This window comes from Teichococcus aerophilus, assembly GCF_014490485.1.
GTDB lineage: Bacteria > Pseudomonadota > Alphaproteobacteria > Acetobacterales > Acetobacteraceae > Pseudoroseomonas > Pseudoroseomonas aerophila.
Genome location: NZ_JACTVA010000007.1, coordinates 135,794 through 150,779 on the forward strand (window position 1 = coordinate 135,794; position 14,986 = coordinate 150,779).

The following is a 14,986-nucleotide window of genomic DNA, read 5'->3' on the forward strand; positions in this document are numbered from 1 at the left end:
AGCGGTCTGCACGGGTAAGGGAGAAGGCTTTATGACTGCTGGCACTGTTCTCGACTGGACAGCCCACTATCCGCCCGGGCAACGCCCCTTGGTGCAGCAGCGCCGGGGACGGTGGCCGGTGGCTTAGGGCGTGCCGATGGAAAGCAAGACGGCGCAACAGGGACCACAAGAACCGCATAATTTAGATTATGTAAACTTCAACCTCCAAGCGGACCACGGCCCGCACAGGTCGAAGCCCGGCCGAAGCCCATCAACGGAACAGATTGGCCTTGGCCAGCTGTATCACCTCGTCCCCGCGCCCGCTCATCACCGCACGGGCGGCGTAGAGGCTGAAGCCTTTCACCTGTTCCAATTTCAGCTTCGGCGGCATCGCCAGCTCCATCGTCTCCGTCACCACATCGATCAGCGCCGGGCCGTCATGGGCGAAAGCCTGCGCCACCGCGTCCGGCAAGGCGTCCGACCGGGTGACGCGCACACCGAAATACCCCATCTCCCGCGCGATGGCGGCGAAATCCGGGTTCTGCAGCGACACGTTGGTGTCGAGGTACCCTGCCGCCTTCTGTTCCAGCGCCACGAAGCCCAGCGTGCCATTGTTGAAGACAATCACCTTCACCGGCAGCTTCATCTGCGTCGCGGTCAGCAGGTCACCCATCAGCATGGTCAGCCCGCCATCGCCGGAGAGCGATACCACCTGCCGCCCGGGAAACGCTGACTGGGCGCCCAGCGCCTGCGGCAGCGCATTCGCCATCGACCCATGGTTGAAGGAGCCGATCAGCCGCCGCTTGCCGTTCATCGCCAGGTACCGCGCGGCCCAGACGGAAGGTGTGCCGACATCGGCGGTGAAGATCGTATCCTCCGCCGCCAGTTCGTTCACGATGCGCGCGACGTATTGCGGGTGCAGCGGCTGTTCGCCCTTTCGCGGCGTCGCCAGTTCGTCCAGCCCCTCCCGCGCGCTGGCGTAGTGCTTGCGGGCCTTGGCCAGGAAGTCCCGGCCACGCCCTTCCTGGATCAGCGGCCGCAGCATCGTCGCGGCTTCCTTCACATCGGCCAGGATGCCCAGCTGGATCTTCGCGCGCCGGCCAAGGGCCCCCGGGTCCCGGTCCACCTGCACGATGGTCGCCTTGTCGGGGTAGAAGTTGCGGTACGGGAAATCGGTGCCCAGCATCAGCAGCGTGTCGCAGTCCATCATGGCGTGATAGCCAGAGGAAAAGCCGATCAGCCCGGTCATGCCGACATCGAACGGGTTGTCCCACTCGATCCATTCCTTGCCGCGATAAGCATGGACGATCGGCGCGCCCAACGCATCCGCCAGCGCCACCACCTCGTCATGCGCACCGGCGACGCCGGAGCCGCACAACAGCGTCACGGCGCTGGAGGCGTTGAGGATCTGCCCCAGTTGCGCAATCTCCGCCATCTGCGGCACCAAGCGTGGGCGGGCCAGCGGCGGGAAGGCGGCGGTCGCACCTTCCGGCGCATCCTGCAAGGCCACGTCGCCGGGGATGACGATCACGGCCACGCCTTGCCGGCCGATGGCGGTGCGCATCGCCCGGTGCAGCAATTCCGGCATCTGCCGTGCATCCTGCAGCATCTCGCAGAAATGGCTGCATTCGCGGAACAGCTCGGTCGGGTGGGTTTCCTGGAAGTAGTTGAGGCCGATCTCGCTGGACGGGATATGTGCCGCGATGGCCAACACCGGCACGTGGTTGCGTTGGCAATCGAACAGGCCATTGATCAGATGCAGGTTGCCCGGCCCGCAACTGCCGGCACAGACGGCAAGCTGCCCCGTCGCCGTCGCCTCCGCCCCCGCGGCGAAGGCGGCGACTTCCTCGTGCCGCACATGCATCCATTGAATATTGCCGAACCGGCGCAGACTGTCATTCATCGCATTCAGGCTGTCGCCGGTGACACCCCAGATGCGGCGGATGCCGGCGCTGGAGAGAGTCTCGGTGATCAGGTCAGCGATGGATTGCGCCATGGGCAAGGTCCTTTCAGGCCGGAGCAGCGCCACGGCGCCGCCGAAGCGTGGTAGGGAACGGCAGCCCGGACAGCGGCCAGGCCACGCGACAGGCAGGCCTGAGTGTGGCCCCGCCCTGGCCGCACCGCCACTGACAATAGCGCGCGTGGCACGCCGAAGCCTCGCTTGCCGCCCGCGTTGCCAGAAGTTAATGCGGTGCCTGGTGGCCGGAGCTGCGCGCCGAGGCGCTAGGCACGACCCCCGTCGCAGCGCCGCCGCGACATATTGCTTCACCATGCTGGCCGATACCCCCGATCTCCACATGCCCCAGCCCGTCCAGCCGGCTGAGCAGGAAGGCGCGCCGGGGCCGTTCCGCCAGGCCGTCCAGCATGGCAGCAATGGCGGTCAGGGTCTCCACGGCCTCGAAGACCTGGTGCGGCGTCGCCGCCGCATCCTCCGCATGGATGACGGCCAGGGCGGAGAGATAGGCCTGCTCCACTGCCAGCCGGCGCCGCTGATCGATCAGCAGCCGGATGGCGCTGGTGGCCAGGTAGGCGCTCGGCCGCTCGATCTCCACGGCCGGCGGCCGTTCCAGCAGCTTGCAGAACAGGTCCTGCGCCAGGTCGCTGGCCCGGTCCTGGCACCGCACCCGGCCCCGCAGCCAGGAGACGAGCCAGCCATGGTGGTCGGAATACAGCGCCCTGGCGCGAGCATGCGGCATGGGATGAACGGAAAGCCTCTGAGACATCGCAGCCAGCGTTAAAGCAATTGCGAATTAATCGCAATCATTCGTCTGGCAGAATGGTGCGGCGCGTAACCCGGGTGTCTCGGGCGGCGTCACCCAGCCCCGACGCCGCCTGTGAACGGCAGCGCCGCGCCTCACCTTTCAGGGCCGCCGGGTGCCGCGCAACCCGTCACTCACGCGGCGGGCGGGTATTCCGCCGGCGGAACACGGCGCGGAACTCCGCGCGGTTCAGCAGCAGCACCGCCACGACCACCACGGCGATCACCACCATAGGGATGAGCATGGAATCCATCATCGATCGCGTTGCCTCCGTGCGTCTGTATCGCGGCCGGGCCGCCGCAGCCGGCATGGCCCGGTCCCCAGTGAACGCGGCGGCGGCTGGAAGGCTTCGTCGGGCCTGGCCCGGCTACCCAGCGGTCAGCCGCGCTTGTAGGTATGGGACAGGGCGCGCGCCGCTTCCATCACCAGCGGGCTGATGCGCTGGCGGAACCCGTCCTCCGCCCATTCGGACAGCGATCCCGCCACATGGATGGCGGCAACCGGGCGCTGGTGGATATCCAGCACGGCGGCGGCCAGCACGATCTCCCCCAGCGCCGATTCCTCTATCGCCAGCGCATAGCCACAGCGCCGTGCTTCCTCGATCTTGCCGAGGATGGCAGGAATGTCGGTGGTCGTCCGTGGCGTCAGCGGCCGGCGGTCGGAGGCTTCCAGAATACCCAGCGCCTCCGCTTCCGGCAGCGCCGCCAGCATGGCCCGGCCGCCGGTGGAGCAGAAGCTGGGGAGGCGCCGGCCCACCAGAGTGGCGGAGAATGTCTCCCGCTTGCTCTGCAGCCGCACGGCATAGACGATGTCCGTGCCGTCCAGCAGGCTGAGATCCACGCGCTCGTTCACCGATTTCCGCAATTCATGCAGCACGGGCGTGGCGCTTTCCACCAGCGCGTTCATGCGCAGGAAGTCGAAGGCCCGGTACAGCGCCTTCTTGCCCGGCACCAGCCCGACGCTGGAGCGTTCCAGATACCCCAGCGCCTGCAGCGTGTGGGCGATGCGTTGCCCCGCGCTCTTGTCCAGCCCGGCGGCGGCGGCCAGCTCGGCGATGGAAAGCGGCCTCGGCTGCCCCGCGAAGGCCTCCAGCACGCTCATGGTCCGCGCCACGGATTGCAGGAGCAGCGGATTCCCCTCCCCCGCCGCCGGCTTCCGCCCCTTGGCCGTTGACATGGGCGCGCTCCCTTACCTAGCATCCAATTACCAATTCGACCGTATCGTATGGCGATACGGCCAAGATGAACATACGGAATCGCACCGCTATCCGTATCGCGGAATATTCCATGGAAGGGCCTCCAGCACGGATCAGCGCCGCCACGCGTGCCAGGGCCCGCCCCAGGCCGTCCTGACCGCACGCCGGAAGGCGCCCCCGTACAGCCAGCCCACGCCAAGTCTCCACCGCCCAGCACAAGGGATGCCGCCTTGCCCCGCCACATCGCCTGCCTGTCCTACGATTTCGATACCTGGTCCGGCTTCGCCGCGCGCGGGATGCTGACGCCGACGCCGATCTCGCGCGGCGAATTCGGCATCATCGGCGCCCAGCGCATCATGGACCTGCTGGCCAGCCGCGGCATCAAGGGCAGCTGGTACATCCCCGGCGTCGTCATCAAGACCTACCCGGAGGCCTGCGAGCGCGTCGTCGCCGGCGGGCATGAGGTCGGCCACCATGGCTGGAGCCACGTGCCCCCGGCCGAGCTCTCCGCCGAGCGGGAGGCTGAGGAATTCGCCCTGGGCGTCGAGGCCATCCAGAGCCTGACCGGCCAGAAGCCGGCCGGCTACCGCTCCCCCGCCTGGGACCTCAGCGACCACAGCATCGACCTGATGGTGCAGCACGGCCTGCGCTACGACAGCAGCATGATGGGCCATGACTGCGCGCCCTATTTCGCCCGCCGTGGCGACACGGTGGCCGCCGACAAGCCCATGGTGTTCGGCGAGACGACCGACCTGGTGGAAGTGCCGATCAGCTGGTCGCTGGACGACCACCCGCATTTCGAATTCTTCCGTACCTCATCGGGCGTGATGCCCGGCCTCGCCAACGCCAGCGGCGTGCTGGAGAACTGGTTGGCAGATTTCGAATACATGCGCCGCACCACCGACTGGGGCGTGATGGTCTACACCTTCCACCCCTATGTCAGCGGCCGTGGCCACCGCATGCTGATGATGGAAAAGCTGATCGACGGCCTCGGCCAGATGGGCGCGGAGTTCCGCACGCTGGACGAGGTGCAGCAGGAATTCCGTACGCGGCAGGCCGGCTGAACCAGGCGCCGTGGCGCCGCCAGGGCCGGGCGGACAGCCGGCCCCTCATGTTGAAGGGATGCTCTCCGTGGCACAGGATTCTCGTTTCTCCGGCCGCGTCGCCGTGGTCACCGGCGCTGCCGGCGGCATCGGCGCGGCCACGGCCCAGCGGCTGGCGCGGGAAGGCGCCAAGGTGCTGGTCGCCGACCGCTCGGCCGATGTGGCGGCCGTGGCGCGCGAGATCGGCGGCGTCGCGCTGACGCTGGATGTCAGCGAGAAGGGTGCGGGCACCCGCCTGGCCCAGGCGGCGCTGGAGGCCTTCGGCCGGCTGGACATCCTGGTGAACAACGCCGGCATCGGCGGCAGCAAGACCCTGGCGGAATCCGATGACGACCTCATTGACCGCTTCGTCGACATCAACTTGAAGGCCGTGCTGCGCGTGACGCGCGACTGCCTGCCGCATCTGACGCGACCGGGCGGACGCATCGTCAACATCTCCTCCATCTTCGGGCTGGTGGGCTATCCCGGCACCGCCGCCTATGCGGTGGCGAAGGCGGGCGTGGCACAACTGACGCGCCAGCTGGCCTGCGACCTCGGGCCGGAGGGCATCCTGGTCAACGCCATCGCGCCCGGCGTCATCGAGACGCCGATGATCCAGAACCACCTGAAGAACCCACGCTACCTGGCCAACATGCTGGCGCCGACGCCGCTGCGCCGCGCCGGGCGGCCGGAGGAGATCGCCTCCGCCGCCGCCTTCCTGGCGTCGGAGGACGCGTCCTTCATCACCGGGCAGGTTCTCATCGTCGATGGCGGCTGGCTCACCTCGCGCGCCGCGCCCGCGCAGGATGATTAGGCGCGATCGCCCCCATGACGTCACGCACCACGCCCCAGGCCTCTGTCTGATCCGCGCCTCTCGGTGATACCGCCCCGGGCAATCACCCTTTAGCCGCCTCCCGCACCCAGCCCCACGTACCGGAAAGACCAACCCCCATGAAGCGCAGGACATTCCTAGCCGCCGGCGCCGCGACGCTCGCCGCGCCTTCCCTCGGCTTCGCCCAGCAGAACAAAGTGCTGCGGTTCATCCCACAGACCGATCTCAGCTTCCTCGACCCCGTCTTCAGCCTGGCCTATGCCACGCGCAACCATGGCTACATGGTCTTCGACATGCTGTACGGCCAGGACAGCCAGTACCGCGCCACGCCGCAGATGGTGGAAGGCCATGTCACGGAACAGGATGGCCGCCTCTGGCGCCTGACGCTGCGCGACGGCCTGAAATGGCATGATGGGGAGCGTGTGCTGGCGCGGGATTGCGTGGCCAGCATCCGCCGCTGGGGCGCGCGCGACCCCTTCGGCCAGGCCCTGCTGGCGGTGACGGACGAACTTTCCGCCCCCGATGACAAGACCATCCAGTTCCGCCTGAAGCGCCCCTTCCCGCTGCTGCCCGAGGCACTGGGCAAGCTGCCGCCGCTGCTGCCGGTGATGATGCCGGAACGCCTGGCCAAGACCGATCCCTTCACCCAGGTTACGGAGATGGTCGGCTCCGGCCCCTTCCGCTTCGTGGCGGGGGAGCGCGTCTCCGGCGCCCGCGTCGTGTACGAGAAGTTCCAGGATTACGTGCCCCGCGCCTCCGGCACCGCGGACGGCACGGCGGGGCCCAAGGTCGTGCATGTGGACCGGGTGGAATGGACCACCATCCCGGACGCCTCCACCGCCGCCGCCGCCATGCAGGCCGGCGAGCATGACTGGCTGGAATTCGCTGCCAACGACATGATCCCGCTGCTGAAGCGCATGCGCGGCGTGAAGGTGGCTGTGCAGGAACAGGCCGGCATGATGTGCTTCATGCGGCTGAACCACCTGCAGCCACCCTTCAACAACCCTGCCATCCGCCGCGCCCTGCTGGGCGCCGTGGACCAGGGCGACTTCATGATGGCCGTCGCCGGGGAGGACAAGGCGATGTGGCACGCGCCCGTCGGCTTCTTCACTCCCGGCTCCCCCATGGCCAACGACGAAGGCCTCGGCGTGTTCCAGGGCCCGCGCGACTACGCCAAGGTCAAGCGGGACCTGGAAGCCGCGGGCTACAAGGGCGAGAAAGTGGTGCTGCTGGGCGCCACGGACCCCACCTTCATCCTGGGCCTCAGCGAAGTCGCGGCGGACATGCTGCGCAAATGCGGGCTGAACGTCGACTACCAGCTCTCCGACTGGGGTACGCTCACCGCACGGCGTTCCAGCAAGGAGCCGGTCGAGAAGGGTGGCTGGAGCTGCTACATGACCGCGCTGACCGGTGTGGACACCGCCAACCCCGCCCTCAGCGCACCGCTGCGCGGCAACGGCGCCCAGGCGATGGCCGGCTGGCCAGACCTGCCGCAGGTGGAAGCGCTGGTCGGCGAATGGTTCTCCGCCGAAGGCCTGCCCGCCCAGCAGGCCCTGGCCCGGCGCCTGCAAGCCCAGGCCTTCCAGGACGTGCCCTACATCCCCACCGGCCAGTTCCTGCAGGCCGCCGCCTACCGCTCCTCGCTGGAAGGCGTGCTACGCGGCTTCCCGCTGTTCTGGAATGTGCGCAAGGGCTGACCTTCGTGCGTCACACCTGAGCGTTGGAAGAAGGCCGGGGAGGGAATTCCCCGGACCCCCTCTTTTCTTTTTTCGAGTTTCCTGGGCGCGGTTGTTGGACGGTTGGTTCAGATACTCGTCCAGGTTCGCCAAACGTTCAGTGCCGCCGGCGACTGTGGGCTCGGCGTAGCCTGTTTTGAAATCACCAGCTGCGCCAAACTGAACTTTCAGACGCCACGCCAAACTCGAAGAAAGAAGATTGGGCCTGGGGAATTCCTTCCCCAGCCTTTATCCCCGCCCTCCGGCACCGCCCCAAAAGCGTTCAGACCTTCAGCAGCGCCGCCAGCTTCGGCACGTAGTCCTGCCCGTGGCCGGCGGAGACTTCCGCATCCAGCGTCGTGCCCACGGCGTCGGCGATGGCGCGCTGCACGCCGGAAGCCTCCGCCGCCTGGCGGTAGTAGCCCAGGTCCTTGGCGGCATTGCTGATGACGAAGGGCATGGAGGACGCGTCGCCCTGCAGCAGGAAGGGGCTGATGCGTTGCAGGGCCGCGCCGCCGCCGCCGCCTTGCGCCAGCACGTCCACCAACGTCTGCATCTCCAGCCCCGCCTTCTGCCCGTGGGCCGCGACCTCGGCGAGCAGAGTGACGAAGCCGAGCGAGACGTAGTTGTGCATCAGCTTCATCAGGTGGCCGGAGCCGACGGCGCCGATATGGGTGATGTTCTCGCTGAAGGTTTCCAGCAGCGGGCGCACGCGCTCCAGCAACGCCGCCTCGCCGCCGATCAGCAGGTTCAGCGTGCCGGCGCGGGCATGCTGCGGCAGGCGCGTCATGGCCGCGTCCAGGAACTCGCCGCCGGCTTCGGCCACCGCCGCCGCCATGCGCGCGGTGGATTCGGGCAGCGCGGTGGAGCAATCGACCACCACCGTGCCGGGCCGAAGATTGGCGATCACGCCATTCGCCCCGGTCAGGATCGCTTCTACCTGGGGCGAGCCGGTGACGCAGAGCACGACGACATCGGCGGCCCGCACCACGTCGGCGATGCTCGGCACGACCGTCACGCCCATGCCGCGCAGGTCATCGACCGGCTGGTTGCCGGCATGGTCCAGGATGGTCAGGCCATAGCCCGCATTCGCGATGTTCCAGGCGATGCCGTGGCCCATGAGGCCGATACCGATCATGCCGATGGCTTGCTGCTTGCTCATTTCCACTCCAGGTTTTTGCGCCTGCCGCCGGCCTGGCCGACGTCGCGATTCTTGCTGACGGTATTGTAGCCTTCTGGGCCGGGGTGGCCAGCACCGCTCATCCGCCGCCCGCCTCGTCACCCGCCGGGTCGTTGGCGGCGGAGCCCAGGATATGCGCGCGTACGCTGGCTGCCACGGCCGGCGCATCGCGGCGGCGCAGCGCGGCCAGGATGTCCCGGTGCCCCTCCGCACTGCGTCGCAATGCCTGCATGGAGGGCCAGAGCACCAGGGGCCATAGGCGGGCGCGGTTGCGGGTCTCGGTCGCCACCTCCACCAGAACCTGGTTGGGGGCGAAGCTGTACAGCGTGTCGTGGAAGGCCAGGTTGGTCTCGCTCTGGCTCATCACGGTGCCCTCGGCCACGGCGTGCTCGAACGCCGCCGCGCGGGCTTCCAGCAATTGCAGCGCGGCGTCGTCCAGGTGCGGCAGGGCGGCCAGCGCCGCCTCCGCCTCCAGCAGCGCCCGTACCTCCAGCATGTCCCGCAGCCGGCGCCGGTCCGGCACGGCGACGCGGAAGCCGCGATTGGGCACATGCTCCACCGTATGCCGCAGCTCCAGTTCGGCCAGGGCGGCGCGGATGTCGAAGCGCGTGGCGCCGAAGCGCTCCTCCAGATCCACCTGCCGCAGCCATTCCCCCGCGCGATAGGCGCCGGAGCGGACGGCCATGGCGATCTCCGCGGCGAGGTTGCGCTTGGGGCGGGGGGCGCGGGCCATGCCGGCTTATCCTGACATCATAATGGTTGCGGCCGCTGGAATAGCGTGTTTAGCCTATTGGCGCCAATAAATGCGCCAAAGCGCGCCGGGGCCCAACCCAAGCCGGGCCGGCCCCAGACGGGGAAGGAAACACAGCATGGTCCGGATCAACCGGCGTACCGCCTTGGCTCTGCCTGCCCTGGCCCTTGCGGGCCGGGCGCAGGCGCAGGGTGCGCCCTCCTCCTATCCACAGGGCTACCAGGACATCGTCGCGGGCGCGGAGAAGGAGGGCAGCCTGCTCATCTACTCCATCATGTCGGCCGAGAACTGGCGCCCGGTGCTGGAGGGCTTCAACAAGCGCTACCCCAAGATCCGCGTCGAAACGCTGGACCTGCCCAACTCGCGCGAGGTGTTCGAGCGCTATCTGGCCGAGCGCGGCACCAGCAGCCGCACCGCCGACCTGCTGGCCACGGCCGACCCCGGCGGCTGGGTGGAATTCCAGCGCCGGGGCGAGGTGCTGCCCTACGAATCCGCTGAATCCGCCGCATGGCCTGCCTGGTCCAAGCCCTGGCCCGGCGTCTACACCGTCTCCTCCGACCCACTGGTGTTCATCTTCAACAAGCTGCTGGTGCCGGAAGCGCAGCAGCCCAAGACCTTCGCGCAATTCGTCTCCCTGACGCAGGAGAACCAGTCGCGATGGAAGAACAAGATCACCAGCTACGGCGCGCAGTTCGGCGGCTTCGGCTATTCGGCCAATTTCGGCATGGTGGCCAAGCATGGCGACCAGGCCTGGAAGTGGTTCGAGCAGATCGCGCCGACCCAGCCGCGCTGGGAACGCTCCGGCGGCCCGATGACGGAGAAGGTCACCTCCGGCGAGTACCATGCCGGCTGGTTCGTCTCCGCCATCACCTTCTGGCCGCGCCTGAACGATCCGGCGCGGGCGCGCGTGCTGGGCTGGAACTTCATCGAGGACGGGCAGCTCGTCATCCTGCGCGGCATGGCCATCCCGAAGGGCGCGCGCAACGTCAACGCCTCGAAGCTGATGCTCGACTACATCGCCTCCGCCGAAGGGCAGATGGCGTTCGGCCGCGGTGGCCTGACGCCGGCGCGCCCGGATGTGGAACCCGGCCAGGGCATCCGCCACACCTACAGCTCCATCATCAAGGCCATCGGCGGTGAGCAGAACATCGCCTTCATCGACTACAAGCCGGAGATGGTGGACCAGTACCAGCCCTTCCTGGAGCGCTGGAAGCGCGCCTACGGGGTCAGCTGATGGACGCTGTCGTGTCGCGGGCGGATGCGCCGCCCGCGCCGCCAGCCCATGGCATGCGCCAGATCCCCATCCAGTATGGCACCGCCCTGCTGGTGGTCATCCTGGTCGCCGGGCCGCTGCTGCCGGTGCTGCTGCAATCCGTGCTGACCGAGGCGCTGTACGAGCATGAGTACACGCTGACGCTGGGCAATTTCGTCCGCCTGGCCAATACCGAGGGTTTCGCGAAAGTCCTGTGGAACACAGCGCTGCTGGCGGGGCTGACCACGCTGGTGGCGCAGGTCGTCGGCACGCTGGCCGCCATCCTGTTCGGCCGCACCGATCTGCCGATGGCGCGCGTGCTGGGCGAGTTCTTCCTCTGGCCGCTCTATCTTTCGGCGCTGGTGCTCTCCTTCGGCTGGTACGCGGTCTACGGGCCGTCCGGCTACCTCACCATGCTCTGGCCCTCCGCATTGGGGGAGGCGCCGTGGAACCTGTATTCACTGACCGGCATGGCCGTCATCGCCGGCGTGTCCCAGGCGCCGCTGGCCTATATCTACTGCCTCTCCTCCGCCACCATCACCGATCCGTCGCTGGAGGAAGCGGCGCGCGTCTCCGGCTCCGGCACCGTCCGCACGCTGTGGCGCATCACCCTGCCGCTGATGAAGCCGGCCATCGCCTACAGCGCCGTGCTGAACTTCACCGTGGGGCTGGAGCTGCTCTCCATCCCGCTGATCTTCGGCGATCCCGCCGGCATCACCGTGCTGACCACCTTCCTGTTCAACAACGGCGTCTCCTCCCCCCGGCCGGATCACGGCCTGGTGGCGACGGCGGCGGCACTGATGCTGGTGATCGTCTGCTTCCTGGTCTGGTTGCAGGGGCGCATGCTGGGCAATACGCGGCGCTTCATCACGCTCGGCGGCAAAGCCTCCCGCCCCCGCCCCTTCCGCCTGGGCAATTTGCGCTGGCCGCTGTTCATCCTCGCCACGGTCTACATCTTCGCAACCGTGCTGGCGCCGATCGGCATGCTGGTGCTGCGTGGCTTCACCAGCTTCCTCTCGCCGATGATCCCGCTATCCGAGGTGCTGACCGTCAGCAACTTCACCACGCTGTTCGACTATCCCGTGTATTCGCGCGCCATCTGGAATTCCTTCGTCGTCAGCCTCGTCGGCGGCGCGATCGCCACGGCGTTGATCGGGCTCATCGCCGTCATCGTCCATCGCTCGGAATTCCGCTTCAGGGGGGCGCTGGGCTACCTGGCGCTGTTTCCCCGCGCGGTGCCGGGCGTCGTCGCCGGCATCGGCTTCTTCTACGCCTTCGCGCTGCTGCCGGGCCTGGGCTTCCTGCGCAACTCCATCTGGATCCTGGTGATCGCCTTCACCATGCGCTTCATCCCCGCCGGCATCGGCGCCGTGGCGCCCATGCTGCTGCAGGTCAGCCCGGACCTCGACCGCGCGGCCCGCGTACAGGGCGCCGACTGGTGGACGACGACGCGTAGCATCATGCTGCCGCTGATGCGGCCAGCGCTGGTCGGTTGCTACACCATCCTCTTCATCTCCTTCTTCAAGGAATATTCCACCGCCATCTTCCTGTTCGCCCCGGGTAGCGAGGTCATCGGCACCGCGCTGCTGCAATTGTGGGTGCAGGGCGAGGTGGGGCTCGTCGCCGCGCTGGCGACCATCCAGGTGGCGGTCATCGCCATCTGCATCGCCGCGGTGCGCGGCATCTTCGGGGTGAAACTGCATGGCTGACCTGGTGATCGAAGGGCTGACCAAGCGCTTCGGCGGCGTGACCGCCGTGGACGATGTCAGCCTGCACGTGGCGGATGGTGAGTTCGTCACGCTGCTGGGCCCTTCCGGCTGCGGCAAGTCCACCACCCTCGCCGCCGTCGCCGGGCTGGACCGGGCGGATGGCGGCCGCATCCAGGTGGGCAACACCGTCTATTTCGACGCGCAGCGCGGCATCTACCTGCCGCCCGAGGCGCGCGGCTGTGGCCTGGTGTTCCAGAGCTACGCGCTGTGGCCACACATGACGGTGCAGGACAATGTCGCCTTCCCGCTGACGCTGCGGAAGGTGGCGGGGCCCGAGCGGCGCCGCCGCATCGAGGAAGTGCTGGCGCTGGTGGAGATGGAGCGCTTCGCCAAGCGCTACCCGCACGAACTCTCCGGCGGCCAGCAGCAGCGCGTGGCCCTGGCGCGCACGCTGGTGTACCAGCCGGCGATCCTGCTGCTGGACGAGCCGCTCTCCAACCTCGACGCCAAGTTGCGGGACCGGGCCCGCGCCTGGCTGGGCGAGCTGCGCACGCGGCTGCGGCTGACTACCATCTACGTCACCCACGACCAGATCGAGGCGCTCTCGCTTTCCGACCGCGTGGTGGTGATGAATGGCGGCCGCATCGCGCAGATCGGCGCGCCGCAGGAGATCTACGAGCAGCCGGCCGACCCCTTCGTCGCCGACTTCATCGGCACCACCAACTTCCTGCCGGCGCGCGTGGCCGATGCCACGCCGGCTGGCGGCCGCGCGCTGCTGGAACTGGCGGACGGCCAGCGCCTGGAAGCCACCACCGAGCGCGCCGCCGCCGCCGGCAGCCGCGTGACCGTGGCCTACCGGCCGGAGCAGATGCGCATCGCGCGCGAGAACGGCGAGGACACCCAGGGCACGGTGCTGCGAACGCAGATCACCAGCCGCGCCTATGTCGGCGGCAACTGGCAGATCGGCCTCGACCTCGCCGGCACGCCGCTGCGGCTGGAAGCGCGCCAGCCGCCGCCGGGGGATACGTTGCGCCTGTGGCTGCCGCATGCCGGCGGCATCCTGTTCCGTGGAGAAGCCGATGTCGCCGCTTGATACCGCCCCGCAGAAGCTGCCTCGCGCAGACTACACCCCCGGCCTGCGCGGCCCGTTGGACGGCGTGCGGGTGCTGGACCTCTCCCGCCTCGTCGCCGGTAACACCCTGACGCAGCATCTGGCGGATTTCGGCGCCACGGTGGACAAGATCGAGCCGCGCGACGGCGACACGCTGCGCGGCTGGCGCGTCAAGGGCGTCGAGACCGCGTGGAAGGTGCACGCACGCGGCAAGCGCAGCCTCTGCCTGGATTTCCGCCATCCCGAGGCCATCCCGCTGATCCGCCGCCTGGTGCCGGGCGCCGCCATCCTGGTGGAGAGCTTCCGCCCCGGCACGCTGGAAGCCATGGGCCTCTCCCCCGAGGAATTGCTGCGGCTGGAGCCTAGCCTGATCATCGTCCGCGTCTCCGGTTGGGGCCAGGATGGCCCCTACAGCCGGCGCCCCGGTTTCGGGACCCTCATCGAAGGCTTCGCCGGGTTCGCCGAGATGAACGGCTTCGCGGACCGGGAGCCGGTGCTGCCGCCGATGTACCTGGCCGACACCATCGCCGGCCTGACCGGTGCCTTCGCCACCATGGCGGCGCTGCGGGAGGTGGAGATGAATGGCGGCCATGGCCAGGTGATCGACCTGCCGTTGCTGGACCCGCTCTTCACCGCCCTCGGCCCTCAGGCGGCGAATTACCGCCTGACCGGCCGCACCAAGCCGCGCACCGGCAGCCGCTCCACCGGCGCCGCGCCGCGCAATGTCTACCGCACCAGCGATGACGGCTGGGTCTGCCTCTCCGCCTCCACCCAGGGCATGGCGGAACGCGTGCTGCGCTCCATCGGCCGGGCGGACCTCATCGACGACCCGCGCTTCCGCACCAACGAGCTGCGGGTGGCGCATGGGGAGGAGCTGGACGCCGTGATCGGCGCCTTCGTCGGCCAACGAACATTGGAGGAAAACGTGGCGTTCTTTGAAACCGCCGAGGTCACCATCGGCCCGGTCAACGACATCGTCCGCTTCATGGCTGACCGGCACGTGCATGCCCGCGCCCTGCTGGCCGACTACCCGGACGAGGATATGGGCAGCTTCCCCATGCACGCGGTCTCCGCCCGCTTCTCCGGCACGCCCGGTGGCATCCGTGCCCCCGCGCCGCGGCTGGGCGAGCACAGCCGGGACATCCTGGCCGCGCACGGCTTCGGGCCCGAGGAAATCGACGGCGCCCTCACCTCCGGCCTGGTGGCGGCGGCATGAGCGCCGCCCCGCACCCGGTCTGGCGCTCCGGCCTGTTCGTGCCGGTCAACGTCGAGCGCTTCCTGGCCAAGGCCAGCGAACGCGGCGCCGACGCCATCCAGCTGGACCTGGAAGACAGCATCTCCCCCGCCGACAAGCCCGATGCCCGCCGCAAGGTGGAAGCCGCCGTAGCCCGGCTGCGGCGGGAAGGCCGCTCCGACGTGCT

Annotated in this window: 13 protein-coding genes; 8 read left to right on the forward strand and 5 right to left on the reverse strand. The window is 68.6% G+C overall.

Going from position 1 to position 14,986, the window contains the following annotated elements:
* Window positions 1-250 precede the first annotated feature (250 nt).
* The 3 genes from poxB to IBL26_RS06455 form a co-directional block, all read right to left on the reverse strand.
* Window positions 251-1,975, reverse strand: a complete 1,725-nt coding sequence (gene poxB, locus IBL26_RS06445) for a ubiquinone-dependent pyruvate dehydrogenase (RefSeq protein WP_194443527.1) — start codon at window positions 1,973-1,975, stop codon at window positions 251-253.
* Between the two features lie 187 nt (window positions 1,976-2,162).
* On the reverse strand, window positions 2,163-2,675 hold the full coding sequence (locus IBL26_RS06450) for a sigma factor (protein WP_241749079.1): 513 nt from the start codon (window positions 2,673-2,675) through the stop codon (window positions 2,163-2,165).
* A 441-nt stretch (window positions 2,676-3,116) separates the two neighbouring features.
* Window positions 3,117-3,914 carry an IclR family transcriptional regulator gene (locus IBL26_RS06455; protein ID WP_187783643.1) on the reverse strand — a complete coding sequence of 266 codons (798 nt, stop codon included), beginning with the start codon at window positions 3,912-3,914 and terminating at the stop codon, window positions 3,117-3,119.
* A 249-nt stretch (window positions 3,915-4,163) separates the two neighbouring features.
* Here IBL26_RS06455 and IBL26_RS06460 point away from each other — a divergent pair, with 249 nt between their 5' ends.
* The 3 genes from IBL26_RS06460 (at window position 4,164) to IBL26_RS06470 (ending at window position 7,544) form a co-directional block, all read left to right on the forward strand.
* Complete coding sequence (locus IBL26_RS06460; RefSeq protein WP_187783644.1) at window positions 4,164-4,997, forward strand: polysaccharide deacetylase family protein; 834 nt, start codon at window positions 4,164-4,166, stop codon at window positions 4,995-4,997.
* Between the two features lie 58 nt (window positions 4,998-5,055).
* Window positions 5,056-5,829, forward strand: a complete 774-nt coding sequence (locus IBL26_RS06465) for an SDR family NAD(P)-dependent oxidoreductase (RefSeq protein ID WP_187783645.1) — start codon at window positions 5,056-5,058, stop codon at window positions 5,827-5,829.
* Window positions 5,830-5,966: 137 nt separating this feature from the next.
* Window positions 5,967-7,544, forward strand: a complete 1,578-nt coding sequence (locus IBL26_RS06470) for an ABC transporter substrate-binding protein (protein ID WP_187783646.1) — start codon at window positions 5,967-5,969, stop codon at window positions 7,542-7,544.
* A 301-nt stretch (window positions 7,545-7,845) separates the two neighbouring features.
* Here the strand turns inward: IBL26_RS06470 and IBL26_RS06475 are convergent, their stop codons facing one another.
* Entirely contained in the window at window positions 7,846-8,910 is a 1,065-nt protein-coding gene (locus IBL26_RS06475) for an NAD(P)-dependent oxidoreductase (protein ID WP_241749081.1), read from the reverse strand.
* Complete coding sequence (locus tag IBL26_RS06480) at window positions 8,822-9,475, reverse strand: GntR family transcriptional regulator (RefSeq protein ID WP_187783647.1); 654 nt, start codon at window positions 9,473-9,475, stop codon at window positions 8,822-8,824. The genes IBL26_RS06475 and IBL26_RS06480 overlap by 89 nt, the downstream gene beginning before the upstream one ends.
* Window positions 9,476-9,611: 136 nt before the next feature.
* Here IBL26_RS06480 and IBL26_RS06485 point away from each other — a divergent pair, with 136 nt between their 5' ends.
* The 5 genes from IBL26_RS06485 to IBL26_RS06505 all read left to right on the forward strand — a co-directional run.
* Window positions 9,612-10,727, forward strand: a complete 1,116-nt coding sequence (locus IBL26_RS06485; protein WP_187783648.1) for an ABC transporter substrate-binding protein — start codon at window positions 9,612-9,614, stop codon at window positions 10,725-10,727.
* Window positions 10,727-12,454, forward strand: coding sequence for an ABC transporter permease (locus IBL26_RS06490; RefSeq protein WP_187783649.1), 1,728 nt, complete (start codon window positions 10,727-10,729; stop codon window positions 12,452-12,454). Before IBL26_RS06485 ends, IBL26_RS06490 begins: the two co-directional genes overlap by 1 nt.
* Window positions 12,447-13,547 (forward strand): ABC transporter ATP-binding protein, encoded by a 1,101-nt coding sequence (locus tag IBL26_RS06495; RefSeq protein WP_187783650.1) that lies wholly within the window; start codon window positions 12,447-12,449, stop codon window positions 13,545-13,547. The genes IBL26_RS06490 and IBL26_RS06495 overlap by 8 nt, the downstream gene beginning before the upstream one ends.
* Window positions 13,534-14,781 carry a CaiB/BaiF CoA transferase family protein gene (locus IBL26_RS06500; RefSeq protein WP_241749082.1) on the forward strand — a complete coding sequence of 416 codons (1,248 nt, stop codon included), beginning with the start codon at window positions 13,534-13,536 and terminating at the stop codon, window positions 14,779-14,781. The genes IBL26_RS06495 and IBL26_RS06500 overlap by 14 nt, the downstream gene beginning before the upstream one ends.
* A partial coding sequence (locus tag IBL26_RS06505; RefSeq protein ID WP_241749084.1) for an aldolase/citrate lyase family protein occupies window positions 14,778-14,986 on the forward strand: 209 nt, incomplete at its 3' end. The genes IBL26_RS06500 and IBL26_RS06505, both read left to right, overlap by 4 nt.